Source organism: Acinetobacter sp. LipI_19, assembly GCF_058242925.1.
The window spans coordinates 2,763,895-2,790,783 of the sequence record NZ_JBZAYK010000001.1; the positions used below are offsets into that span (position 1 = coordinate 2,763,895).

The 26,889-nt window shown below is 37.0% G+C and carries 21 protein-coding genes, 3 tRNA genes and 1 pseudogene; 11 read left to right on the forward strand and 14 right to left on the reverse strand.

What is annotated here, in order from left to right; translation table 11 throughout:
* Positions 1–85 precede the first annotated feature (85 nt).
* Positions 86–700 carry a MarC family protein gene (locus AC4CVF_RS13435; protein WP_419328420.1) on the reverse strand — a complete coding sequence of 205 codons (615 nt, stop codon included), beginning with the start codon at positions 698–700 and terminating at the stop codon, positions 86–88.
* 685 nt (positions 701–1,385) lie between these two features.
* Here AC4CVF_RS13435 and proP point away from each other — a divergent pair.
* Positions 1,386–2,866: pseudogene (proP, locus tag AC4CVF_RS13440) on the forward strand (glycine betaine/L-proline transporter ProP).
* A gap of 198 nt (positions 2,867–3,064) precedes the next feature.
* Here the strand turns inward: proP and AC4CVF_RS13445 are convergent.
* The 6 genes from AC4CVF_RS13445 to AC4CVF_RS13470 form a co-directional block, all read right to left on the reverse strand.
* Positions 3,065–3,769: a hypothetical protein gene (locus AC4CVF_RS13445; protein ID WP_490789597.1), complete on the reverse strand. Its 705-nt coding sequence runs from the start codon at positions 3,767–3,769 to the stop codon at positions 3,065–3,067.
* A gap of 441 nt (positions 3,770–4,210) precedes the next feature.
* Positions 4,211–5,467, reverse strand: coding sequence for a carbohydrate porin (locus tag AC4CVF_RS13450; protein WP_483770180.1), 1,257 nt, complete (start codon positions 5,465–5,467; stop codon positions 4,211–4,213).
* Between the two features lie 162 nt (positions 5,468–5,629).
* A complete protein-coding gene (locus tag AC4CVF_RS13455) occupies positions 5,630–6,634 on the reverse strand; it encodes a transketolase family protein (protein WP_336952662.1) in 1,005 nt (334 codons plus the stop codon).
* Between the two features lie 13 nt (positions 6,635–6,647).
* Positions 6,648–7,493 carry a transketolase gene (locus AC4CVF_RS13460; protein WP_336952663.1) on the reverse strand — a complete coding sequence of 282 codons (846 nt, stop codon included), beginning with the start codon at positions 7,491–7,493 and terminating at the stop codon, positions 6,648–6,650.
* A 15-nt stretch (positions 7,494–7,508) separates the two neighbouring features.
* Positions 7,509–8,807 carry an MFS transporter gene (locus AC4CVF_RS13465; RefSeq protein ID WP_336952664.1) on the reverse strand — a complete coding sequence of 433 codons (1,299 nt, stop codon included), beginning with the start codon at positions 8,805–8,807 and terminating at the stop codon, positions 7,509–7,511.
* Positions 8,808–8,884: 77 nt separating this feature from the next.
* Positions 8,885–9,634, reverse strand: coding sequence for an SDR family NAD(P)-dependent oxidoreductase (locus tag AC4CVF_RS13470; RefSeq protein ID WP_419328414.1), 750 nt, complete (start codon positions 9,632–9,634; stop codon positions 8,885–8,887).
* 150 nt (positions 9,635–9,784) lie between these two features.
* On the opposite strand from AC4CVF_RS13470, the gene AC4CVF_RS13475 reads away from it, so the two are divergent.
* Positions 9,785–10,696 (forward strand): LysR substrate-binding domain-containing protein, encoded by a 912-nt coding sequence (locus tag AC4CVF_RS13475; protein WP_336952666.1) that lies wholly within the window; start codon positions 9,785–9,787, stop codon positions 10,694–10,696.
* 794 nt (positions 10,697–11,490) lie between these two features.
* Here AC4CVF_RS13475 and AC4CVF_RS13480 read toward each other — a convergent pair.
* A tRNA-Ser gene (locus AC4CVF_RS13480) sits at positions 11,491–11,580 on the reverse strand.
* Positions 11,581–11,691: 111 nt separating this feature from the next.
* Positions 11,692–12,165, reverse strand: coding sequence for a transcription elongation factor GreB (gene greB, locus AC4CVF_RS13485; protein WP_419329036.1), 474 nt, complete (start codon positions 12,163–12,165; stop codon positions 11,692–11,694).
* A 554-nt stretch (positions 12,166–12,719) separates the two neighbouring features.
* Between greB and AC4CVF_RS13490 the strand changes: the two genes are divergently transcribed.
* Entirely contained in the window at positions 12,720–13,829 is a 1,110-nt protein-coding gene (locus tag AC4CVF_RS13490) for an MltF family protein (protein ID WP_336952668.1), read from the forward strand.
* Between the two features lie 83 nt (positions 13,830–13,912).
* On the opposite strand, the gene AC4CVF_RS13495 is transcribed toward AC4CVF_RS13490, so the two are convergent.
* Positions 13,913–14,296, reverse strand: coding sequence for an SCP2 sterol-binding domain-containing protein (locus tag AC4CVF_RS13495; RefSeq protein ID WP_004722377.1), 384 nt, complete (start codon positions 14,294–14,296; stop codon positions 13,913–13,915).
* Positions 14,297–14,521: 225 nt separating this feature from the next.
* The gene (gene ttcA, locus AC4CVF_RS13500; protein ID WP_490789598.1) at positions 14,522–15,430 is read right to left on the reverse strand and encodes a tRNA 2-thiocytidine(32) synthetase TtcA; all 909 of its coding nucleotides are present in this window, start codon (positions 15,428–15,430) and stop codon (positions 14,522–14,524) included.
* A gap of 538 nt (positions 15,431–15,968) precedes the next feature.
* On the opposite strand from ttcA, the gene AC4CVF_RS13505 reads away from it, so the two are divergent.
* Together AC4CVF_RS13505 and htpX are read left to right on the forward strand one after the other, a co-directional pair.
* Positions 15,969–16,802, forward strand: coding sequence for a lytic transglycosylase domain-containing protein (locus tag AC4CVF_RS13505; RefSeq protein WP_490789928.1), 834 nt, complete (start codon positions 15,969–15,971; stop codon positions 16,800–16,802).
* 309 nt (positions 16,803–17,111) lie between these two features.
* The gene (gene htpX, locus AC4CVF_RS13510; RefSeq protein ID WP_490789599.1) at positions 17,112–18,017 is read left to right on the forward strand and encodes a protease HtpX; all 906 of its coding nucleotides are present in this window, start codon (positions 17,112–17,114) and stop codon (positions 18,015–18,017) included.
* Positions 18,018–18,184: 167 nt separating this feature from the next.
* Here the strand turns inward: htpX and AC4CVF_RS13515 are convergent, their stop codons facing one another.
* From AC4CVF_RS13515 to AC4CVF_RS13525, 3 genes are all read right to left on the reverse strand, one after another.
* Positions 18,185–18,538: a bleomycin resistance protein gene (locus AC4CVF_RS13515; RefSeq protein ID WP_336952672.1), complete on the reverse strand. Its 354-nt coding sequence runs from the start codon at positions 18,536–18,538 to the stop codon at positions 18,185–18,187.
* A 53-nt stretch (positions 18,539–18,591) separates the two neighbouring features.
* Positions 18,592–19,173 carry a DUF4112 domain-containing protein gene (locus AC4CVF_RS13520; protein ID WP_490789600.1) on the reverse strand — a complete coding sequence of 194 codons (582 nt, stop codon included), beginning with the start codon at positions 19,171–19,173 and terminating at the stop codon, positions 18,592–18,594.
* Between the two features lie 164 nt (positions 19,174–19,337).
* Entirely contained in the window at positions 19,338–20,369 is a 1,032-nt protein-coding gene (locus tag AC4CVF_RS13525) for a L,D-transpeptidase family protein (RefSeq protein WP_336952675.1), read from the reverse strand.
* A gap of 524 nt (positions 20,370–20,893) precedes the next feature.
* Between AC4CVF_RS13525 and pyrC the strand changes: the two genes are divergently transcribed.
* From pyrC to AC4CVF_RS13555, 6 genes are all read left to right on the forward strand, one after another.
* Positions 20,894–21,928, forward strand: coding sequence for a dihydroorotase (gene pyrC, locus AC4CVF_RS13530; protein WP_336952676.1), 1,035 nt, complete (start codon positions 20,894–20,896; stop codon positions 21,926–21,928).
* Complete coding sequence (gene rnt, locus AC4CVF_RS13535; RefSeq protein WP_490789601.1) at positions 21,913–22,572, forward strand: ribonuclease T; 660 nt, start codon at positions 21,913–21,915, stop codon at positions 22,570–22,572. Before pyrC ends, rnt begins: the two co-directional genes overlap by 16 nt.
* 20 nt (positions 22,573–22,592) lie before the next feature.
* Positions 22,593–22,668 (forward strand) — tRNA-Glu (locus AC4CVF_RS13540).
* 162 nt (positions 22,669–22,830) lie between these two features.
* Complete coding sequence (locus AC4CVF_RS13545; protein ID WP_490773705.1) at positions 22,831–24,258, forward strand: amino acid permease; 1,428 nt, start codon at positions 22,831–22,833, stop codon at positions 24,256–24,258.
* Positions 24,259–24,931: 673 nt separating this feature from the next.
* Positions 24,932–25,007: transfer RNA gene (locus AC4CVF_RS13550), tRNA-Glu, on the forward strand.
* Positions 25,008–25,342: 335 nt separating this feature from the next.
* Positions 25,343–26,767 (forward strand): amino acid permease, encoded by a 1,425-nt coding sequence (locus AC4CVF_RS13555; protein ID WP_056514257.1) that lies wholly within the window; start codon positions 25,343–25,345, stop codon positions 26,765–26,767.
* The last annotated feature ends 122 nt before the right edge of the window (positions 26,768–26,889 follow it).

Consider the following 26,889-nt stretch of genomic DNA (forward strand, 5'->3'; position numbering starts at 1 on the left):
TTGAGGTGGATCTCCCACCTCAGCGTAAATCATGTCTCAGCTTTTATTTAATAATTATCTTAAAAATCAAAAATATAAATAATTATTAATACTTTTCAAATAAACCAATAATCCCTGTCGCGATCATATCAATCGCAATAGTCCCAATTAACAAGGCAGATAAACGTCCAACAATATCAAAATAGCGATCAATATATTTCGCATGGCTATAACGTAAGTGGTCATGCCCATACTTCATGATCATTAAAATGCCACAGCTAATAAATAAGGTAAAAGCAATCAACACCGCGGATTCGAGTAAAGACATACTCGCTCCTGTCACCACAGCTGCACTAATTGTGCCTGGACCAATCATAAATGGCATAGCCATGGTACTGGCCAAATGTGCAGGCGTTCCTCTCATTTCTCCGATAGTATCTGCACCTTGAAATACAAAACGATAGCCAATCACCAAGAAAATTAGCCCACCAAAAATCTGAAATGATTCAAAACGAACATTTAAATAAGTACTAAAAATTGCTTCGCCACCCCATGCAAAAAGCATAAAAACCACATAAGCAATCAAAGCACCTTGTGCTAAACCTTTATTAAATACTTTAGTTTCAGTGTGTCTGATCATCCCGATCATATAAATACTCATCAAAAAAGGATTGAGTAAGGAGAAAAACAAAACAAAAGGATGAATATAATTTGAAAACATAATGGCTTTCCATAAAACAAAAGCAGGAAATAAGTGACTTGCTAAAAATTGTACTTCTCAATGAACAGATATTTTGTCTAACTAATCATTAAAATTGTAAATTACATTAGTTTTTAATAACTTATTTTTACAAAAAATATAACATTTAACTTAAAAAACTCAGGACCTTATAAAATGGACTCATTGTTATCTATAAAAAATATTTATAAAGTTTTAGCGTCCCATTTAAGCTGGATAAGGTTATAACTAATATTGCACTCATTAGCATTGGGATTGTAGCTAAAATTATATTTAACGGCTGTTCTTTGCTTCAATCATCCTCTTAATACCTTATATTTAGTCTTAACATCTTTTATCATTTAATTTAGCTTTAATCACTGCAAAAAAAAATTTAGCGAAAGGAAACACAACTATTATTTTCAATCCTTTTGATTCATTTATATACGTTAAACTCATTACACAATTACATCAGATCTCATACATTTTATTCATGATTACCCAACACATAAAAACCACAAAAAAACTAAAATTATAATCAATTGATATTTATTAAAATTCTATGACATTGAAATTTTAAATGTAACTTAGCGTTATCTTTTAATTATTTCTGCTCATGATGAATTTTATTTTTGACTTTGGTTTAGAGATTTTTTAAACACAGTCATTCATTAGGATTAAGCCATTTATGTATAAAAGAAAAATTAAACCACTTGAAATCGATGATGTCGAAATTATTGATTATGATAAGACTAAAAAAGCCATTAAAGCCGCAGCCTTAGGCAATGCAATCGAATGGTTTGATTTTGGTGTTTATGGTTATGTCGCTTATGTATTAGGTAAAGTCTTTTTTCCAAATTCATCGCCGAGTATACAAATGATTGCAGCACTCGCAACCTTTTCTATACCTTTTATATTTCGACCTTTAGGTGGATTGTTTTTTGGGCATTTAGGTGATAAATACGGTCGTCAAAAGATCCTAGCGATCACCATTATTATCATGTCCGTCAGTACTTTTGGTATTGGCTTAATCCCATCCTATGAAAGTATAGGAATTTGGGCCCCTATTCTGCTACTCATTGTAAAAATTGCTCAGGGTTTTTCAGTCGGAGGAGAATATGCTGGAGCTGCAATATTTGTAGCGGAATATTCACCAGATCGAAAACGTGGTTTCATGGGAAGCTGGCTGGATTTTGGTTCTATTTTAGGTTTTGTTGTTGGGGCGGGTGTCGTTTCAATGATTAGTTTTTCCATGGGGGAAGCGGCCTTTGTCGATTGGGGCTGGCGAATTCCTTTTATTTAGCGTTACCACTAGGACTAATTGGCTTATATTTACGTCATTCTTTAGATGAAACTCCGACTTTTCAGGCGCATGCTGAAGAACAGTCACTATCTAAAAAACCGCAAAAAGTGGGTTTCAAACAAATTTTCCGTGAACATAAGCGCAGTCTATTGGTATGTGTTGGTCTAGTTCTGTGTACAAATGTCACCTATTACATGCTACTTACCTATTTACCAAGTTATTTCTCACATAACTTAGGCTACTCAGAGAATCACGGCGTTTTGATTATTATTGCAGTAATGGTCGGAATGCTCTTTGTCCAGCCATTCGTGGGAATGCTGAGTGATAAAATTGGTCGTCGACCATTTGTCTTTGCAGGGAGTTTTGCACTGATTGTTTTGTCATATCCAGCCTTTATATTGCTTGCCACAAATAATGTTTATTTAATTTTCTTGGGTCTGTTGATGTTGGCACTTTCACTCAATATGCTGATTGGAATAATGGCTTCAACCCTACCCGCATTGTTTCCAACTGAAATTCGCTATAGCGCACTTGCAATTGCCTTTAATATTTCAGTGGTGATTGCAGGTTTAACACCTACCATCACAGCAACGTTGGTTGAAACGACTCAAAATATTATGGTGCCAGCCTATTATCTGGTGATTTGTGGTTGCTTTGGTGTTATTACTGCGATTTATCTTAAAGAAACAGCAAATTTACCACTTAAAGGTGCCAAGCCAATGGCGGTTGATCCTGAAGAAGCTGAGGAACTTCTAGAGCAATATCATGGAAATATTGAGCAGAAAATCGAAAAAATTGATCAAAAAATCGAAGAACTACAAGAAAAACGTGATCACCTTGCCAAACAGCATCCTGATATTGATTGATGATTTTTAAATGGGCTTATTCAGCATGATCGTGTTGGATAAGCCTCCATATTTGTGACAAGCAAGAACATAAATATGTTGGAGTGCATGGTATAGACGCCACGAGAATATTAAAGTGCCCTAAGAAATTGATTGAGCATTTTATGAGATAAGTGTTGTTCTATTACAGGATAAGACAATATGGCAGAATTAACAAAATCATCTTTTTTTCTTACGTTTTTTAGTTTTGCTGTTTCTTTTGGAAAAAAGAATTTTCCCAGTTCCCAACCCACGGAAATAGTAATTGCTGAGATAAATGAATAAAAGAAAGAAATAAAAAATAGGCGAGATGCTCAACAAGCTAATAATGAACTCCCAGAACAATACGCCTATTCTATAGTTGTAACTCCATTCTATGAGTGCACCTTTACGACTACCACTTTGAAATGAAATTTCATCATGAACAAAGTGCCATATACTGCCAAGAAAACATAAAATAAAAATGCTCGAAACTAATATTTTTTTGATTATTGGTATTTCTAACCAAGGATATTTATATGAAGAAGAAAATTCGAATTGTAAGAATAAACTGTAAATTTTTTTTTGGAAGTTTTCTTGAATGCCATACTTTTTTAAGAATAACCAGCAGACATAGCAACTTAAGAAAAATATAATGATTGTAATGTATATACTAGAAAGAATAGTAAAAAATGGTAGTGGTCCTTTTGAACCTACTGTAATCAACAAATTTTCTGTGATGTACTTATAAATGGAATATTGCCAGTCATTTCTTGGATACGCGGGAAATAACAATAAAGGCGGGATAAATAGAATAATGGAAAGTTGCAAAAGTAATTTATTTTGTCTTTTTTGCTTTGTTTGGTATTTTTGCATTTCTGTTGATAGATAAGGCTTTTTAGACATTTTTAACTTGAAAACTTACAATCATTTTATGTTCACTAATATCTAACTTTACCCTAAAGATTAAAAACTTCTAGCCAAAAAACCTATTTGGTATATGCCAGTGTATATTGCTAGTGACTTTGTCTTTAATAAAAATATATCAAATCCATGAGCCTTTTTCTTTAGTTAATTCAAATATATTTTTTTGATAATATCAATAATCTTTATTCTCTAGAGAGACTGCCTACCTTTGTATGATGTGTGCTGCTGAAAATGTGCATGAGGTGACCATCACCACCAACAGCGGATTGACCTATACCTATAATTTTTAGCTATTGAAAACGACGATTTTTCATAAATTAAGAGAATAAAAAATATTCCCTTAATTTAGCTCTAAAAAAGTGATAATTTAAATATTAGAAATTTAAAAAATATCGTTCAACTCTTATAGTAGATATATTTTTAAAAAATAATTTTCGAGCTTAAGCCCAGCACTAGAGCATTATCCACATAACTCGTTGCCCCAGGATTGATTACATATTGAATATTAGGTCTAAGCATCAACCATTTCATTGGGAAATATGAATAGTTCAACTCAATATTATATTCAGCATCCTTGTTAATGGCTTGCTGTGTTTGGCTGTAACGATCACTCACATGAACTCTATTCGCAGCAAAACCTACAATGTCATTGGGATAATGATTTAAAAGTCCAATGTACTTTAAACCCATCTGTTGCATATTTCCAACTTTGTTAGTGGTTTGATCATGAAAACTAAAGTTCACAAAAGCGTATAGCCCCTGATGACTTGAGCCATTTTTGGTTAACTGTTGTTCTACGACTCCCCACATCCCATATGTGTGAGATTTTGGTTCTCCTGTAACGATGTCTTTTTGATTTTTGAGATCATCAGCCGTATTGTAAAATGCACCTATACGATAGATACCAGCTAAGTTATTAATCGCCTGTTTCGGCTGCCAGACAAGCTCAACAGGAATATTGACGCCATCGGCATCTTTTGTATCCAAATTCCATCCTTCACTTTCTTCCAAGTTTGTTTGGTTATATTCAAATACACCAAATTGTATAAAAGCCTCAGGGTTGAAACTATATTTAGACATTACAGCCCATTGGCTTACAGGTGCATTAATCCATTTACTGCCTTGCCATTTCCCCATTTGCGCACCGCAAAAAGAATTATTTTGAAAGTCACAAGACATCACATTGAAATAAGTTCCCATTGCAAAACGCCCAACTCGAATACTGGTAGTTGCGTTACTAAAATTCTTTTCGATCGATAGTTCTGCAAGTCTTGTACCCGAGTTTCCTCGACCATAATTTGCCTGTACATTGGCCAATTGTGGTACTTGCGGATCGGAGATCTGTTCTACTGATACACTCTGCCCTTGTCTTGCCATAATTAATGCTCGAACACTCAGCCCGTCTAGATTTATCAATTTTTCTAAATCTAAGGTTGAACCAAGTGAAAACTGGCTAACATATGTTGGATCTTGTCGTGAGACATATCCACCGTCTGCCAAGTAAGCAATATCGAGATTTAAACTACCATCAAATTTGATCCCTTTATCTGCTAAAGCTGTTCGTTCACCTTGCCCTATTAAATTTTTCCGATTCACATCGAATAAGTTTCCAGCAAAACAAGCCGTATTTGTTCCAATAAGTACACCAATAAGACATAAAAAATTAATTTTGTTCATTGCACAATCCCTGCAAATTTTGAAAATAAGTTTCCCTAAATAACTAATTGAATAAGCTATATTTTGAATGGTTAAATGGAGTAAAAGTGGTATGAGAAAATTGCAGCATGGCAAGACTCCTGTCGTACACCATGCTCAATTCACTAACAAAATTGGATTCTCTTAGGTTAAGTGATTTTTAATTTTCTCTTTAACTGCTTCAACAGAAATACCATATCGATCATGCAATGTCGGCAGCGCACCTGCATCTAAAAATGCATCGGGCAAACCAATCATGTCAAAACGTGGATGTTGCCCATTTCTTAATAACAAGGTTCCAACTGCTTCACCTAAACCACCAACTACAGAATGATTTTCAGCAGTAAGTACAGGTCGTCCTCCTTTAGCTACCTCATCTAAAATGGTCTGTTCATCAAGAGGCTTAATGGTTGGAACATGTAGAACTGAAACCTCAATTCCTTCTTTTTTAAGTTCTTCAGCTGCCTCAAGAGCGCGCATCGTCAGCAGTCCTGTAGAAATAATCAACAGGTCTTTGCCAGGTTTAATCACTTGAGCCTTACCTAATTTAAATTGGTAATTATATTTATCCAGTACCAATGGAACTTGACCACGTAACAAGCGCATATAAACAGGACCTTGATGAGCAGCAATCTGTGGAATAGCCTGTTCAATTTCCAAGGCATCACATGGATCAATGATCATTAAATTTGGCATTCCACGGAAAATTGCAATATCTTCTGTTGCTTGGTGACTTGGCCCATATCCTGTAGTTAAACCAGGAAGGGCTGCTACAATTTTTACGTTCAAATTATCTTCGGCAATCGCCATACAGATAAAATCGTAAGCTCGGCGTGAAGCAAATACAGCATAAGTCGTGGCAAAAGGAACGAATCCTTCTCGAGCTAATCCAGCAGCAGCACTCATCAGGAGTTGTTCTGCCATTCCCATTTGAAAGAATTTGTCTGGGTTTTGGTTAGCAAAAATATGCAAATCTGTATATTTGGATAAATCTGCTGATAATCCAACGATATCATCACGCTCTTTCACCAAGGCATTTAAAGCATGTCCAAATGGTGCAGGTTTGGTTGGTTGGCCTTCAGCAGCAATCGAAGCAATCATTGCAGACGTTTTTAATTTTTTCTTTGGAGAGTTCGCTAATTGGCTCATGGATCTAAACTCCTTATTTGCCGTAATGGGTTAATATATTTAAAGCTTCATCCCATTCGCGTTCATCCACGCGAATAAAATGTGTTTTTTCACGGCTTTCTAAAAATGAAACACCTTTACCCATTTTGGTATCGCAAATAATTACTCTTGGGCATGCTCCTTCGTAGCTTTTCGCTTGATCAAAAGCATCAAGTAAAGCTTCCATATTGTTGCCATCTACGCGTTGGGTATACCAGCCAAATGATTGCCAACGATCTATAATCGGTTCAAAAGCTAGAATTTCACATGAATGCCCATCGGCTTGCTGATTATTCACATCAATAATTGCAATTAGATTATCTAATTTCCAATGTGAAGCCGACATTACGGCTTCCCATGTCGAGCCCTCATTGAGCTCACCATCTGATAAGAGGTTATAAATAAATGACTCTGATTTCTTTTGTTTTAATCCAAGGCAAGCACCTACCGCAATACCCAAACCATGACCTAGCGAACCTCCTGTGATCTCCATACCAGGGGTATACGTTGCCATGCCTGACATAGGTAAACGACTGTCATCAGAACCATACGTTTCAAGTTCTTCAAGTGGAATCACGTTTGCTTCAATCAAAGCAGCATATAAAGCAATTGCATAATGACCTATTGAAAGATAAAAGCGATCTCGCCCTTCCCATTCAGGATTCTCAGGCTGATATTTCATTGCATGAAAATAAGAAACTGCAAGTAGATCGGCTGCACCTAAGGCCTGTCCAATATAACCTTGGCCCTGTACTTGTCCCATACGTAACGCATGTTGACGAATGTTATATGCACGTTGCTGTAGTTCAGCAATACGAACTTCTTTATTAATATTTGACATGATTAACTTCTCTTATTAACGATTAACAAGTTTTGCTGGAACGCCCAGTACTAGGCTGGCACCGACAAATAAAACTGCTGTGATTAAGAACATGCCAATCGCATTCGAACCTGTATTAGTCGTAATCCAGCCGATAAGAAACGGAGAACAAAATCCAGCGAGGTTGGCAAAACTATTGATTCCAGCAATACCCGCAGCAGCTGAAACACCTCCTAAAAAGTTGGTTGGTAACATCCAAAACAAAGAAGATGCGGTGAGTACACCTGATGCTGCAATACATAAACAAATCAGCGATAGGGTTAGATTTGAGGCAAACAATGTTGCGAAGGTCAGTGCAACTGCACCAGCACACATAGGAATAATTAAATGCCAGCGACGCTCTCTAAAGTGATCTCCGCTACGGCCTGCTAACAGCATTACAACTATGGCACATATATAAGGTAGGCTGGTCAACAAGCCAATATGCCAGTTGTCGCTAATACCTGAGTTACGAATTAATGTCGGCAACCAGAAAGTAATTGCATATTGTCCCATTACGACACAAAAGTAGATTCCCGCAAGTAACCACAAGCGTTTATCACTAATGAAGTCTTTAATACTGCTATGCCCTTCTTTCTGTTGATTATCTTGAGCGATTTCTTGCTGAACTAAATTCTTTTCAGCACTTGTTAACCAATGTGCATCTTGAACAGAGTCTTTTAAAATGATTAGCACCAATAAACCAACAAGTACCGTGGGTATCGCTTCAATAACGAACATCCATTGCCAGCCATACCATCCTTGCACATTGTTCATTTGATCCATGATTAAGCCAGATAGAGGACCGCCAATCATTCCCGAAATTGGAATCGCAATAAACCAAAGCACGGTCATACGGGCCCGACGATAAGATGGGAACCAATATGTAAGATAAAGTAATAAACCTGGTGCTAACCCTGCCTCAGCAACACCGAGTAAAAAGCGCAAGGTATAGAATTGCCATTCTGTTTCAACAAATGCAAAACAGCCTGATAAAATACCCCATGTAATCATAATTCGGGCAATCCAACGTCGAGCACCAACTTTATGAAGCACAATATTGCTAGGTACTTCACATAAGAAATATCCTATAAAGAAAATACCTGCTCCGAGTCCATAAACAGCTTCACTAAACTGTAAATCACTCATCATTTGAAGTTTGGCAAAACCAACATTTACACGGTCTAGGTAAGCACAAAAATAACAAAGCATTAAAAATGGCATCAGCCGAAATGCAATTTTTCGATATGCAGATTTACGAATAGCATCTGTATCAGATGAAAATACGGTATCCATCATGCGAGTCCCTTTACAATTGGCCACAATATCCTCTCATGGCCATGTCTCTATTTTAGATTTTCTAATACTGTGTTTTAGTGAATCAACATGCCGCCATTTACGTCTAAAGTTACACCTGTTAAATAGGCTGATAGATCACTGGCTAAAAATAACGCTGCATTTGCAACATCTTGTGCTCTGCCTAAGCGACCAAGTGGAATACCTGCAAGAATGTCATGACGACGATCATCATTTATTAAACCACCCGTAATATCTGTTTGAATAAGACCTGGTGTAAGTGAGTTGACACGAATATTATCTGCACCAAACTCGCGAGCCATCGCTTTACCTAATCCTAAAACCCCAGCTTTGGCAGCACTGTAGTGTGGACCACCAAAAATACCACCACCTCGTTGTGCCGAAACGGATGATAAGCACACAATACTTCCTCCACCGTTTTCTTTCATTGAGGGAATTACTGCCTGAGACATAATGAGTGTTCCTCGCAGACTGACATCCAAAATACGGTCATAATCATTACGTTTGATATCTAATGTTTTTACAGGTTGGGTAATGCCTGCATTATTGACCAAAATATCAATTTTTCCATAGTGTTGAAGGGCTTTTTCCACAGCAGCGTGTGCTTGTTCTTCATTTGCAACATTTGCTGCTAGACCTAAATGACCTTCGCCCAATGCTTTAGCTGCATTCTGGCTTTGCACAAGATCTAGATCAACAATAATGACTTTAGCGCCTTGCTGTGCAAAGATTTCTGCTGTTGCACGACCAATACCACGCTCTGATGCAGCACCTGTGATTAACGCTACCTTTCCTTGTAGTAACATGTCTATTCCTCTTATCTTCAACATATTTATTCATCATTAGATTCTCTTTTTTCACGGTGAGCAGCAATAAGGTTAAACTCAACTAGGCATGAATTTTATTCATGCCTATGATATTTTTAGTTTGTATTCGAAAGAAAAATGGAATTTTAAATGAACAATAGTGAAAAAAATTACAATCAGGTACCTGCAATAAAAACCTTACAAGCGTTTGAGCAAACTGCTCGATTAGGAAATGTGGCAAAAGCGGCAGAAGTTTTGAATCTCACACCATCTGCTGTCAGTCATCAAATAGCAAAACTAGAAGAAATGATTGGTCAAAGCTTATTTATAAGAGGCGCACGAGGAGTGACCTTAACGCCTTCAGGTGAACGTTATTATCAAGATGTCACCACTATCTTGCATAATTTGATGTTAGCGACTGAACAAGCATCAGATAAAAGCCCAAAAGATAGTTTATATATCCATTCATCACCTAGCTTTGGACTTCTGTGGTTATTGCCAAGATTAGAATCATTTAAAGAACAATATCCTCTCATTCAAGTGAATTTATCTTGCTCTTATGAAAACCTTCATTTTACGCGTGATAAAATTGATATTGATATTCGTCATGGTATTCCAAATTGGACAGGTGTCGAAATTAGAACTTTTCGAAGTGAAAAATTAGAAGTTCTTGCCTCCCCAAAACTACTTGAACGTAGTCCAGTATCTGAGCCTAAAGATCTACTAAAAAAAGAATTAATTTTGTCAAAGTCTACTCTCGTGACATGGCCTCAATGGTTTGCACACCAAGGGCTGAGTATTCCTGAATTTCCTTATACTTTTAGTTTTGATCGCTCATACATGTCGCTTGAAGCTGCAACTCATGGGCTTGGATTCGTTCTTGAAAGCAATTTACTTACCCAAAATTATCTAGATTCAGGAAAACTTGTCAAAGTCTTTCATGATGACTTATCCGTACCCATATCTGCACACCACTTAGTTTATCCACGTACCCATGAGAACATTCTCAAAGTGAACCATTTTTTAAACTGGATTGGTGACGAAATCATTAAAGATAAATAATGATCACTCAGAGCATAGTGCATCCATTTAAATCAAACTAAGACCTATTCGCTTATAATAAAAGGTCTTTCTACGATACCTTGCCACTCTTAAAAAATGATTTCTAGCATGGTTATTCATGCGAGCTATTATAAACCTGCAAAGCACGTTGAATCTAATCCAGTAAATTCGCTCCTTCGCTTAAAGTTAAATGTACGTTATAGACAGATGTTCAATAATTTTGTGTAGAGTTTTTTTCTACACATTAGTTGTAAAGGTAAGTATAAAAGCAATCCATAGGATGCAACATGATAGTAAGACAACATGCTGTAAAAGTACGGATATTGCTAAATCCTGTGGTTATAAAAATAAATGTACTCAGCTCATCCAACTCATCTAAGCTGACATATCAACAACCCAAAGCCCTACAGTTGACTAATCCACCAATGGACATGTGGTTCTTCAATGCTTTGACTAATTTGTCTCTGACAAGTTTGACCATTAACAATCCATACAGGTCATTCAATATAGTAGTCAAATAAAATGTATTCTGTCCATGGGCTCAGTTTAAGATCATTATCAAGACATTTTAAAAGCCTCTAAATCTTAATCCTGAGCTGTTAATCAGAGCTTTTCCTGCTCCTGAGCATTCATATAAAAAATTCAATCAAACCAAGCAAATTATTTTAGCAAATCATATCAGCACTTTATTTTAGGGCTTATATAGCTTTATTTTTAAAATTTTATATAGAGTAAGTGAGATAAAATCAAAGCAAAAAAAAGACCCTTAAAAATTTAAGGGTCTTTTAAATATTTGGCGGAAGCGGTGAGATTCGAACTCACGGAGGACTCACACCCTCGTCGGTTTTCAAGACCGGTGCATTAAACCGCTCTGCCACGCTTCCAATGGCGGCTATCATATAAATAAAATTGCGACTTGGCAAATCTTTTTCAGTATTTCTTCAATCAAGTGTACAAAATAAAGTCAATTTTTACTGATTTGATGAATATTCAAGCTACTCATAACGAATTGAATTGATATACCAACGTTTTTTCCCTAAAGGTGTTACGACTTCAACATCATCATCCACTTGTTTTGAAAGCAAAGCTCTTGCCATCGGTGAGTCAATTGATACATGTTGTGGATGATGATCATAAATCTCATCTACCCCGACAATACGTATGGTTTTCTGTTCACCATCATCATTTTCAATTTCAACCCATGCCCCAAAATACACTTTGCCTGCTTGCTCTGGAGAAAAATCGATAATACGTAATTCTTCTAGCCGCTTACCCAAATAACGTACTCGACGATCAATTTTTCGAAGTAGCTGTTTATTATACTGGTAATCAGCATTCTCAGAACGGTCACCTAGACTTGCAGCCCATGTTACTTTCTTAGTAATTTCAGGTCGTTCTTCTCGCCAAAGATGTTGTAACTCAGCAACCAACAGATCATGCCCTGAACGGGTAATTAAATTTGATTTCATGATTTAAAACCATTCACAATATATATGCACTTGATACTTATTTTTGAAAAAATGTTTTTATAGTCTACAACCAATACAGTAAAAATGTCAGATTAAAAATCTTGCATTTTAAGGTTTAAAAAGGGATAAAATCCTTTTTTTCCTATTTAAATTCGCACATAAAATTCAACATAAAAACGTTTTAAAAGTGGTAAATCTTAACTTAGCTTTGGAACATTTCCTTACAGTTTTTGACAAGCTATTTCAGCTTTAAAATCCACGTAATTATTAAAAAAATATTCCTTTAAAAATCATAATCTTAAATATTTAAAATTGATCATTTTTCATACAAAGTTTGACAGATCTAAAAACCGCCTATATTATGCGCACATGTTTTATGAGTTTATTTTTTTAATTTTGTAGTTTTTCTGCAAAATCTTTCTATCCCACATGTCATTTTTTGAATGACGTTCATGACTGCCCACCCTTATTGAATTTACCAACTATAAAAAGTTTTTAGGTGTTTTTGTGCTTATGACTTTTTAGGGCAATAAATTACTTGTAGCGGAGACAACATGCACAGTAGTTCAACCTCTGGGTCGAGGCTTAGCCTTAACTCATTTTTTCGTGCGCTGCCAATCAAAACATTAGTTTTAACCACTGCATTAATTCCTTTTAGCATTAATGCGAGTAAGAACAATCAATACAATGCTGTAGTTAATTCGAGTAAATTAACTGTAGTTGCAGTTTCCAATCCAAGCATCGTGTTTAAGGATGGAGACTATAAGCATGGCTTCGGCTATGACTTAGCCCATAACTATGCTGAAAGTTTAAATGTTAAACTTGAGTTTAAAACGGTTTCAGACAATGCAACAGCATTGAAAATGGTTGCTCAAGGTAAAGCTAATTTTGCGATTACCACTGCAAATATGCAGACAATTGAAGCAGAACGTTTAACCTCATTTTCAGCAAGCTGTGGTGATTTCAACAGTTTAAAAAGTAATGGTTTAAACCCAGAATTGAATTGGGTATTTAAACAAGCTGAAGACCCATTAACAGCAACAGCAAGTGGTTTCATTTGCCAAAGCAAACAAAATGGTTCAACTCAGCAACTTGCCTCATTTTATAATCGTAATGTTGTCAAGAAGGACGATTGGAACGTGATCCAACGTGACCTAAGTTCTCGTCTACCGATTTATAAAGCCAGCTTTAAGCGCTCTGCGCAGCAATATGGCTTAGATTGGCACCTACTTGCTGCAATTGGTTATCAAGAATCATATTTAAAACCAGACTCTGTTTCTCCCACAGGTGTCCGTGGTTTGATGATGTTGACCAATACTACAGCCAAAGAAATGGGTGTAAGTAATCGTAGTGACCCCGCTCAGAGTATCCAAGGCGGCGCAAGATATTTTGATATGATGTTGAGTCGATATTCTTATATTCGTAATCCAGATCGTCATTGGTATGCGTTGGTTGCATACAATATGGGTCCTGGTGCGGTTGAAGGTATTCAAAAGCGTATCAAAGCACAAGGTAAAGATCCTAATGACTGGATGAATCTTTATAATTATTTGACACGTAATCAAGCAAGTAATGGTCGTTATAAGCAAGCAGTACAGTATGTCACACGTATTCGGGCTTATTTAGAACACATTAAAACCACACCTCGATTATTAGAAATTTAATCTGTATATTAAATAGATTGGATTTGTAAAAAACAGGCAATAAAAAAGCTTACTCTTGGGTAAGCTTTTTTATTTTAAAAGGATTAAGCAGTTTGCTCTAATACTTTCTTAAATAAATCTTTTTGCTCTTGGCTTGGCTTCGCTGTTTGTAAAGCCATCAATTGAGACATATCACCTTGAACTTTGATTTTGCCTGTCATAAATGCTTGCATAGCAGCAGCCATATCAAATTCTAAGAATACTTTACGAAGCGTTTCAGCATCCATGTTCAATGTTGTTTTCGCATTTGCAGAACTACCTTTGACGATTTTTCCGCCGTCTAAAGCAAGCTCAGTGTTGCCATCTGCATCTGCAACAACCAAATTAATTGCTAAACCTGAAAGTGCTGGTGGTAAGTTTAAATCACCTGCTTCAGCAGTTAATTTTTCAACATTTGCAAACCAATCATCAGTTAAAAATGCAGGCATGTTCATTCCTCAAATTATTTATTCAATTTATTGTGTTATCTATCCAGACAACATCAGGTTGAAGCAGTTTTGCTTGCCCAATGTTATAGCATGATAATTTCAATTTGGGCTAAAGTTTTTTGTACGGACTGTTCATGTTTTATCGGTTTTATCGTTTTATTTTTTTAAATCAGGCACTCATCTCAATATGAATGCCCGATTCGTTCATTTAATTGGCAAAAAAGATCAATCTGCTGCAAAACTAAGATTTACAACATCTAAACGTTTTTTCATTTCTTCCGTATCACATTTCATATCGAATTCACGTTCTTCATCCAATTTTCCGAAATCAAATAAATCACGGTCAGCCAATTGAGATGGTGAAACATTCTGCAATGCACCAAAAATGCTGTGCAAACGTTTTGGATATTGTTTATCCCAACCACGTAGCATGTCGTTTAACATGGCACGTTGTAAGTTTTCCTGAGAACCACATAAGTTACATGGAATAATCGGGAATTTACGAATTTCAGCATATTTGATGATGTCTTTTTCTTCGACATAAGCCAAAGGACGAATCAAAATGTTCTTTTTATCCGAAGACAGTAATTTTGGTGGCATCGCTTTTAAGCTACCACCATGGAATAGATTCAAGAAGAACGTTGCAATGATATCATCGCGATGATGACCCAATGCCACTTTGGTCGCACCAATCTCTTGCGCAAAACCGTAGAGTGAACCACGGCGTAAACGTGAACACACTGCACAATAGGTTTTACCTTCTGGGGTCAAACGCTTGGTGATGCTATAGGTGTCTTTTTCCAAAATATAATAAGGAATATTGTTTTCTTCCAAATATTTCGGTAACACATCTTCAGGAAAACCAGGTTGCTTTTGATCCAAGTTCACTGCGACAACATCAAAGTTGATCGGTGCAATACGTTTAAATTGCAACAAAATATCAAGCAAGGTGTAACTGTCTTTCCCACCAGAAACACAGACCATTACCTTATCGCCTTCCTCAATCATTTTAAAGTCACGAATTGCATGGCCGACTTGACGACGAAGTTTTTTCAAAAGACGATAATAAGCTGAACTTGTTGGAAGCTCTGGTTTAAAATTAAATCCTTGTTCGGACTCAACTGGCGAGTACATAGACGAGATAAACCCATTAAAAAATACTGGGCAATTTTATCTGATTTGAACGTCAACCGCATCTAAAGATTTTTTTATTTTGCATCTATTTTTATCTGGTCATCTTCCTGTCGTATTTCCACATTTAAAATAGACGGCTCAGTTCATTTTTTAGCCGAAGTGCTTATCTTTTGGACTTTTCCACAGTTTTCCACAAAACCTGTGGATAAAATTGTGGATTGTTTGGGGCTTGACAAAGTTTTCTCACGCAATGATGGGCATTCTCTTTAGATTGATCATTTTTTAACCACTAAATTTTATGTATATTTTTCAAATGCTTAATATAGTCAATAAATATATTTTAAAAAAAATATAAAATTTTTTTTGATTAATATGCCAACAAATAGCACTTGCTTTTTTGCAATTGTATTGTTAAAACTCAATTCATTGTTTTTCTTGTTCAATAACTTTGTTAAACTCCCAAAAATTGGGGAAATATTTTAATTACTACAAAATGAAAAAATTAATTACGGGTTCGTTAGTGTCAATTTTAGGATGTATGAGCTTCGCTTCATTTACATCGCAAAGTTTTGCAGGCCAAATTTATTTCTACAAAGACCAAAATGGTACAACCCTACTCACCAATCGGAAGAACTCAGATCGCTCACTGCAAAAAGTCAAAGTGACTTATTATAAAGACAGCAATATTCACAGTTATAGCAACTGGGGAAGCACAGAATCCGCAGTACTGCCAAGTTATAGTAAAAGTAAAAACTCATTTGACAGTATTATCCGTCAAGCTGCACAGACACATGGTGTTTCAGAAGGCTTAATCAAAGCAGTGATGCATACTGAGTCCGGTTTTAATACCAATGCACGTTCCCCTGTTGGTGCGCAAGGTTTAATGCAACTTATGCCTGCAACAGCACGTCGCTTCAATGTGTCAAACTCTTATGATCCACAGCAGAATATTTTTGGTGGTGCCAAATATCTCAGTTGGTTAATGAAACGATTTAATGGAAATACCAGTTTAGCTTTAGCTGCTTATAATGCTGGTGAGGGTAATGTGGATAAATACGGTGGTATTCCACCCTTCCGTGAAACCCAAGACTATGTCAAACGTGTGACCAGTCGTTTAAATAACCTATATGCTGGCGGGTTAAATTTAACTGCAAATAATATCGACACTTCAACGGGTGCTGGGCAAATCATTGCACAATCAAATCAACCTGAAACCGTACAAAAAATCAGCAAAAGTTCACCTATTCAACAGGTTAAATATAGTTCTCGACCGATTATTATTGCCTCTGATGGAACATACACGGATGCACCTGCGGGTTCTTATTCAACAGCGCATGCCAGTGCGACAGCACAAATCACTATTGGCAACTGATAAAATCAGACTTTATTTCCAAAATAGAGTTTGTTTATATCTTAAATAAGTATGTAATTTATGCAATTACATATTTTCAACAAATTGCTAAAAAAATAATGTTTTCTCTAATACCGAGAATCTTTTTTTATCTTGTCTATTTTTTTTTATAAATTTCTTATCCACTATCCATTTCATTTTATTTTCTCATTTTTTATCAGATCGATTTTTATCATTATTCTTGAATTTTAGTCATCTAAACCTCATATTGAATTTCATGATTTATTTTAATACATCATATTATTTATTATTTATAAGAGGATTCTCTCCATGATGCGGATTGGTTTGTTTTTGCTAACCAACCTCGCGGTACTGGTTGTAGCTGGCATTATCCTATCATTATTAGGTGTTGGTAGTTACCACGGCGCTGGCGGTCTTAAATTAGGCAACCTGATGGTCATCTGTTTAGTGTTTGGTATGGTAGGTTCTTTAATCTCCCTCTTTATGTCCAAATGGATGGCGTTAAAAACCACAGGTACTGAATTAATTGACCCGAATGCTCCTCGTAACCAAGTCGAAGTTTGGTTATTACAAGAGGTTGCTCAACTTTCACAACGTGCTGGTATTCAAATGCCAGATGTTGGTATTTTCCCATCTTATCAGTCGAATGCGTTTGCCACAGGATGGAATAAAAACGATGCGCTTGTATCGGTTTCATCAGGTTTACTGGAACGCATGAACAAAGATGAATTGCGTGCCGTACTTGCGCATGAGATTGGTCACGTTGCCAATGGCGACATGGTCACTTTATCCCTTATTCAAGGTGTAGTGAACGCCTTTGTAATGTTCTTTGCCCGTGTGGTTGGTGATTTTATTGACCGAAACGTCTTTGGCCGTCAAGACGGTGAAGCACCAGGACTTGCTTATTTTGCAATTACCATCGTGCTTGATATCGTTTTCGGTATATTGGCTTCGGCAATCGTGATGTGGTTCTCTCGCTATCGTGAATACCGTGCAGATGAAGCTGGTGCTCAACTTGCAGGTAAAGAAGCCATGATTTCCGCTTTATTGCGTCTACAGGCTGAATCTGAAATGCCAGATCAAATGCCGAAAGAAATGAAAGCTTTTGCTATCGCAGAAGGTAAAGAGCAAGGTTTCAGTTTGGCAGCTTTATTCCAAACTCACCCAAGCATCGAGCAACGTGTTGCCGCTTTACGTCAACTTAATTTACCTTAATCTATACGCTATCGCTAAATTGTAGTGATCGATAGAAAAACAGAGCCTCCAATATGGAGGCTCTGTTTATTTACATCATATTTTAATTTTGCTTGTCCGCTATTTACCGCACAATTTCTATCTACCTATCTTTCTTTAAATACCAATAACTATAACAACTGAAGGAATTAATCTAATTGGATGCAACGAATTAAACTACCATTCGGATCAACTACACAAAACATATCAATTTCTCCGAGATACTGAATTTCAGTTATTTTTGCTTCTGGGAATTGTGCCCAATCTAAGCCTTGCCAATAATGAAACAAATCTGGTAGGACATGGGTCCTTAAGCAAGCACTAAACCATGATTCTTTTGGATTCAGATTGGGGTGGTGAAAAAACTCAACAAGCAAACTGTCTTTGCTTAAGATCATCCATTGTGCAGACTGATAATCACACTGAAAGCCTAAAAATGCATAAAATTTACGAGTATGATCAAAATCAATAGCAGGAAGGTTTGCCGAAATATAATCTTGCATGATCACCTCTGTATTTTAATATCTACATTTTCAAATCAGTTCACTGTTGGAATTTAAGCACGATAGCTTTGATACCAATCCCATATCATATTTACGCCAAACCACATTGCAAGTCCAATCAGGATCAAAACAATCAAGCCTAAAATATCGGGAATATGAATCCAAATCCAAGCAATAACAGGGTTACGCCAAAATGTAGATTGCTGTTGCTTTTGTTCCAGCTTCTCGTGTAAAAATGGGTGAACTACATGATCGTCGCTATAAATCTGATATTCTTCTTGAATATGGTCATGTACAACATCTAAAGCTCTACGACTGGGCCGAATAAAAATATCGAATAAGGTTCCAGCGATGGGTATACATCCCACAACCCCATCAATCACAGCCAATTTTAACACGCCATTGAGTTTTGCTTGAGGCACACCAATCTGTTTAGCTTTATAAACTGCATAACAAGTCAATACAAAGCCTGCAATATCACCAGCGATGGGTATGGTACTGAGTGCAGCATCAGCCCCCACCCCTTGTTTGGTAAATGGAATGCGCACCACCGAATCCATCATATTGGCAAATTTAGCCAAATCTCGTTCAAGTTTAATGACTTCTTGAGTAGATAATTTTTTTTCTGTACCCATAAAGATTTCAATTTTTTTGACATGATTAAGTTAAATTGATCATACCCAATAAATTCAGTATGTTGTGTATAAGTTTAATATTTACAGCAGCAAAATTTTATCTGCGCAATAAAAAACTGAGCACTGTTTTAAAGTACTCAGCTTTTTTCAGAGATACAACCAGATTAATCTAAGAACTTAACCACTGTCCCCGGTTGAACCTTGCGGCCTAAATCATTGGCATCCCAATTGGTCAAACGAATACAACCATGAGAAGCGGTCTTTGAAATTAATGAGGGATTCGGCGTACCATGAATACCAAATGTCGGTTTACTTAAAGCAATCCACATATTGCCAACTGGGCCATTGGGGCCAGGCGGTAATGCCAGCTTTTGACGGTTACTCCCTTGAACAAAGTTTTTCGGGTTATAACCATAGACAGGGTTTGCGGCAACTTTAATGACCTTATGCGTCCCTTTTGGGGATGGTGTACCAGAACCACCAATTGTGGCAGGAAAAGATGCAATCATCTGATTGGCACTATTATACAAATAAAGTTGTCGAGCAGGTTTATGCGCAATAATTAGGGCCACACCCTCAGGCAAATCATTGCGTACGATCGGTACATTGATGGTTTCGCCTACTTTTTTAAAGTTAGCTTTTGGATTGAGTTGTTTAAGAAAGTCTTCATCAATATGAAACTTTTCACCTAACATTTCACTCACACGGGTGTAATACAGACCCGGCATTTTTGCTTGTTGCGCATAATTTCGCGGAATTGCTTTTGCATAAGGCCCTTTAATATCCTCTGCCGTAATTTGATAAGTTCCAAATGCTGCAGTTTTTTGATTTTTTAACAAACTGTCCCACGTCTGTTTATCCAGTTCACCACTAATTGGTAAACTTTTAATCTGTTGATATGCGGCAAGTGCTTTTAAAAAGTTCTTGCCACTTTTACCGTCGATTGGCCCAGGTGAAGCATGTAAATTATTGAGCATCACTTGCGCACGTGCATAAACGGGGAATTGTCCTCTGCCAATATTTTCAGACCAATTGGCGGTATTGATACTATTGACTGACCAATCTTGTTTTAAGTCCGCTTTTATCGCTTCTTGACTTTTATCAGCTTTAACATTTTGTTTGGCAAAAATTTGACTTTGAATATTTAAACCCACAAGACACATGATGCAAATCAGGTTTGGCAGAAACTTGCCCATATAAAGCTCTCTATTAACTCAATATTATAATTGATGTACTTATCTAATAAACTATTGTATTACATATACATAGTATACTGATCTCAGACAATAAAAGCGACGTCACACACACCTTGAGTGGATCATTTATATTCTCAAGGCTTTAAACACAATTGTATAAGGTCAATAGCGTGTTTATTCATAAAATGAAAATTATGTATGTTCGAAGTTTATCTTTGTATGACTTTATTATCATTTTTTAAGAAAAATATGCAATAGTACATTTTGACTATTTCATCATTTAAAAACTGTAATTTTAAAATAAATTCAAAATAAGCAATTGAAAATCATTGCCATGTTATACAGTTGTAGATTTTCTGCTAAGCATGAGCACCCAATCATGACACCTACATGACCAATCCGAACAAAATATAAGCTTTAGATTTGTTTTTAATCATTTAATTTGAATTATTGATTAGAAATAGCTGTTATCATTTTAAAGTGTTATAGATTATCATCTCATTTATTTGTCAGTAAGAATTGCCTTGAATACGATCACTTTGCTTCAGCCAGATGACTGGCATGCCCACCTGCGTGATGGTCTTGCCTTAAAACGTACAGTTCCAGATCTAGCCAAACAATTTGCCCGTGCGATTTGTATGCCGAACCTCGTTCCACCTGTGAAAACTGTAGATGAAGCGAATGCTTATCGTGAGCGTATTATGGCACATGTACCAGAGGGGATTGATTTTGACCCACGCATGGTGCTGTATTTTACCGACCATACTTCTCCAGATGAAGTTCGCAAAATCAAAGAATCCCAATTTGTCAATGCAATTAAACTCTATCCTGCGGGCGCAACAACTAACTCGGATAATGGTGTCAGTGACATTCGCAAGGTCTATGCAGTCATTGAACAACTTGAAGAACATCAAGTGCCATTACTATTACATGGTGAAGTCACCCATCAACATGTGGATATTTTTGACCGTGAAAAACGCTTTTTAGACGAAGTACTTTCACCGCTACTTAAACAATTTCCGAAATTAAAATTGGTGTTAGAACATATTACCACCAGTGAAGCTGCACATTTTGTGCTTGAACAAGATCGTAATGTTGCTGCGACGATCACACCACAACATTTACTGTTCAATCGTAATGATATGTTGGTCGGTGGTATAAAACCGCACTTTTATTGTTTACCGATTTTAAAGCGTCAAACCCATCAACAAACTTTACTTGAAGTTGCTACAAGCGGCAGCCCTAAGTTTTTCTTAGGTACTGACAGTGCGCCGCATTCTAAAAATGCCAAAGAAAATGCATGTGGTTGTGCAGGTTGCTATAGTGCACCTACAGCAATTGAGCTTTATGCTCAGGCTTTTGATCAAGTCAACAAAATTGAACGTCTAGAAGGTTTTGCCAGTATGTTTGGTGCAGACTTCTATGGTTTGCCTCGCAACACAAATAAGATTACCCTTGTGAAAGAAGATCAGGTAATCCCTGAAAGTTTAGATTATTTGGATGGTGAACACATTATTCCACTTTATGCTGGAAAAACCATCCAATGGAGAAAGGTGTGACAACTGAAACATTACCTGTGATTGGACAACGCTTTCGTGGTTTTTTACCCGTTGTGGTTGACGTTGAAACAGCAGGTTTTAATGCAGATACCGATGCATTGCTTGAAATCGCATGCATCCCCATTGTGTATGATGCTGAAGGAAAATTTGTTCCAGGTGAAGCACATCATGCTCATATCAATCCTTTTGAAGGCGCAAATTTAGATCGTCGCTCTTTGGATTTTATTGGTGTAGATCCATTTAATCCAATGCGTATGGCAATGGCTGAAGATGAGAAAACAGCATTAAAACGTATTTTCAAATCCGTCAATGAAGTACGTCGTCAGCAACATTGTACCCATGCTGTCTTAGTCGGACACAATGCCCACTTTGATTTGGGCTTTCTAAGAGCAGCAATTGCACGAACTGGCACGAAAAATCAGAACCCTTTTCATAGTTTTTCTGTATTTGATACTGTGACTTTAAGTGCGGTGATGTTTGGTCAAACTGTTTTAGCTAAATCATGTATTCAAGCTGGAATTGAGTTCGATGGTAAAGAGGCACACTCGGCCTTGTACGATACTCAAAAGACGGCTGAACTGTTTTGTTATATTTTGAACAAACTCGCACCTCACTTACTTGACAATTTGGTGGCGGATCAATAAGATATCGCCATCTTCTAAACGACCCTATCGTCTAGAGGCCTAGGACATCGCCCTTTCACGGCGGTAACCGGGGTTCGAATCCCCGTAGGGTCGCCATCTAATTATTCTTATAATTTCTTTCTCTTTTTTTGATCCTCTTGATTCAGTTATTTTATTTCATCCCTCTTCTTTAGACTTTAGAAGTTGATGGGTTATTTTATTTTGTCAATTTTGTCATTTTAATTTAAAATATCTCTTTAAAGTTCAATGACATCAAATATGCAATCACCTGATCAATCGAATCAGCACACTGTCGCTGATGGGCAAACTATTGTCTTAAAAAGATCCATGACCAAACGCCACCTGATCATGTTGTCATTAGGTGGTGCGATTGGTACCGGCTTATTTTTGAGTTCAGGTGAAGTGATAGCACAAGCTGGGCCGATTGGAGCAGTGATAGCCTATATTATTGGGGGTTTAATTGCCTATATGGTCATGCTGTGCTTAGGTGAGCTTGCCGTTAATCAGCCTGTGACTGGGTCTTTTGGTGCTTTTGCAGCTAAAAATATTGGACCAGGCACAGGCTACATGGTGTCGTGGATGTACTGGCTTGGCTGGTCTGCTACCTTGGGGACTGAATTTACAGCAGCAGCCATGCTGATGCAGGAATGGTTTCCAACAACCTCAATCTGGTTATGGACCTTGGTCTTTATTGTGGCAGTCCTAATTTCCAACCTAACCTCAACACGCTTTTTTGCAGAGTCAGAGTTTTGGCTGTCTTTTGTTAAAGTCGCAACGGTACTGGTATTTATCTTACTCGGTCTAACCGCAATATTTGGATTAATCCCCTTTCATGGTCATGAAACTGCACCGTTATTCAGTAATCTAACCGCACATGGTTGGTTACCCAATGGTTTATTTCCTATTTTCGCCACCATGCTGATCGTAAATTTTGCCTTTAATGGTACCGAGATGATAGGGATTGCAGCGGGTGAAACTGAAAATCCTGAAAAAAATGTACCTAAAGCAATTCATGCTGCTGTTTGGCGTTTAATGATTTTCTTTGTCGGTACCATCATTGTCATCAGTTCATTATTACCCTATCAAGATGCTGGCTTAACAGCGCATGGTGAAGGGATCAGCAATAGCCCCTTTGTTTCTGTATTTAACTTGATTGGGATTCCTTACGCAGAAGACATCATGCGTTTTGTGATCATCACAGCGTTATTATCCACTGCTAATTCAGGCCTATATGCAGCATCTCGTATGATGTGGGCACTTTCAATTCAAAAACAATTACCTCGAATTTTTTCCAAATTAACCAAATCAGGTACGCCCGTTGTTGCAATATTTGTGACCATGATTGGTGGTTTACCCGGCTTACTGTCAGAACAATTTGGTGCAGATGTCATCTTTAAAAATTTACTCGGGGTGGCTGCATTTACCATGGTTATCGTGTGGATGAGTATTTGTTGGAGTCAGTTTAATTTCCGACGTAAATGGCTTGCTAGCGGTAAAACATTGGCCGATTTAAAATTTAAAACCCCGTGGTATCCTGTCGTGCCGATTCTTGGCTTTATTACCTGTACTGCAACTGGCTTAAGTATGGCGGCAGACCCTGAAATGCTTTCTGGCTTTATTGGCTGCTTAGTGTTTATGGCAGCGTGTTACGCAACTTATTACTGGCTTTATCATCAGAAAAACTAACCATTAGGATAGATAACTGATCAACCCGTATCCGTATGGATTTTTCTGCTATCAAGTCATTAATCATAAATGAAGCTTATGTTTTCCTAGTAACTTTTGAAACTGTTGGTTATCAATTCACTATTGGTACTTTTGAATCATAGATGGTGATCCTAATGTGGGTGACAGAGATGTCGCCCGTTGTGTGTGAGAATGCGGGGGTACCAGAACCTCCCCCTCGCCCAACATAAGCAAAAATAAAGCACTGTTTTGTTTGCAGCGCAAGGTTTGGCAATTCCTACGAAAAGTCAGGTATCGCCTACGCAAAGGTATTTAAACTTTGAATATAAGGTGTAGTAGTTTAAGGTTTTTACAATCAAACAATTTGTTTTCTACATTATTGATTTAATTTAAGATATTAATTAAGAGAAATTATACTCTTGTGGCTAAGTTTTTTGACAGGTTGAATGTATTTTAGGCTTTTAATCTGCAACATAATTTTTAAGTGATCCATATATAAATAATGCAGTTTTTTATTTGATCTGGATTCTTCTAAAAACAAAAATAGCTTTATGGTTAAATTAAAAACAAATACCTAATGATTCGCTTATAGATTCATCAGTTAGGCGTTTTTTCGCTAAATCCATTTTGACAAAAAATTCTTTTATCCTTAATATACGCATCACCTCATCACGACCCTATCGTCTAGAGGCCTAGGACATCGCCCTTTCACGGCGGTAACCGGGGTTCGAATCCCCGTAGGGTCGCCATATTTGAGATTGTTTTTATATAAAACTTTCTCGTAAGAAAAGCCTGAGCAATGCGACTCAGGCTTTTTTATATCTATCGTATTTTAAAGCATTTAAAAACTACCGCTCTCTCATATTTAAAAGATTGTTTTTTCAGCAATAATCTGGATTTTTAATTTAAAATAACCAACATAGAGTTACATATAAATAACTGATTTAAAAAGTTATTTATTAAAAAAATAAACTCACTACGATTTATAGTATTGCTTATTGAGCATTAGCAGCACTCAATCATTGCACTATTTATGAATTGGGCTAAAATAGCGCGCTTCTTGTTTTATTTCCATCTGAAGCTTATGCAGTCATCACCAAATCAAAATGATGCTCAGGTATCATCTAATTCTTCACCACTCAAACGAGCAATGAGTACTCGTCACTTGGTGATGATTTCGCTTGGTGGTGCAATCGGTACTGGGCTTTTTTTAGGTTCTGGTGAGGTGATCTCACAAACAGGTCCTATTGGTGCCATTATCTCTTATATCCTCGGTGGGGTAATTGCCTATATGGTGATGCTGTGCTTAGGTGAACTTGCTGTTCATATGCCTGAGTCAGGTTCATTTGGTACTTATGCGCAACGATATATTGGTCCAGGTACTGGATACACGGTCACATGGTTATATTGGCTGACATGGTCAGCAACTTTAGGGACTGAGTTCACTGCTGCAGCTTTGCTGATGCAAGAATGGTTTCCACATATCTCGATGTGGCTATGGACGCTGATTTTTGCAGCAATCGTGTTTGGCTTAAATATGAGCTCAACCAAATGGTTTGCCGAATCTGAGTTCTGGCTCTCTTTGGTTAAAGTTATCACGGTAATTGCTTTTATTCTTTTTGGTCTGTTGGCAATTTTTGGTATTTTAAATTATCAGGGACATACTTCAGCACCGTTATTTAGTAATTTAACGGATGAAGGCTGGTTCCCACAAGGCCTATTCCCAATCTTCACCACCATGTTAATCGTTAACTTTGCCTTCTCGGGTACAGAGTTAATTGGTGTTGCTGCAGGTGAAACTGAAGATCCTGCGAAAAATGTGCCTAAAGCAATCAATACTGCTATTTGGCGTTTATTGATTTTCTTTGTAGGTACCATCATTGTCATTAGTGCATTGCTTCCCCACCAAATGGCAGGATTACATGCTGAAGGTGTCAGTAGCAGCCCATTTGTTACCGTATTTGATCATATTGGTATTCCATACGCAGAAGACATTATTCGTTTTGTGATCATTACTGCGTTGTTGTCTGCTGCAAACTCAGGGTTATTTGCTGCATCACGTATGATGTGGTCGCTCTCGGCCAAGAAACAGCTTCCAGCATTATTTTCTAGGGTCAATGCACGCGGTATTCCATATATAGCGGTGATTGTCACCATGTTTGGCGCACTACCTGGCTTACTTTCAGAGCAATTTGCGCCTGAAACTATTTTTAAAAACTTGTTGGGTGTGGCTGCTTTTACCATGGTTGTGGTATGGATGAGTATTTGTCTCAGCCAATTTAATTTTAGACGTCAATGGTACAAACAAGGTCATACCAAAGCTGAGTTGGGCTTTGCTGCACCATTGTTTCCAATTGTGCCGATCTTAGGTTTTATCTTCTGTTTAATTACCTGTATCAGTATGGTGTTTGATCCTGAAATGGTGGTTGGCTTTATTTGTTGTTTAATCTTTATTGCAATTTGCTATATCAGCTACGCATTCTTATATAAAGATCAATCACAATCCTAAACAAGACCTATCAGATCATTTCTAAACAAAAAGTGTAGCCATGGGCTACACTTTTTGTACATTCAAAGATAGTCAAAATCAGTTTAAACTCGTAATTTAATAATTAAACATAACAATCTATA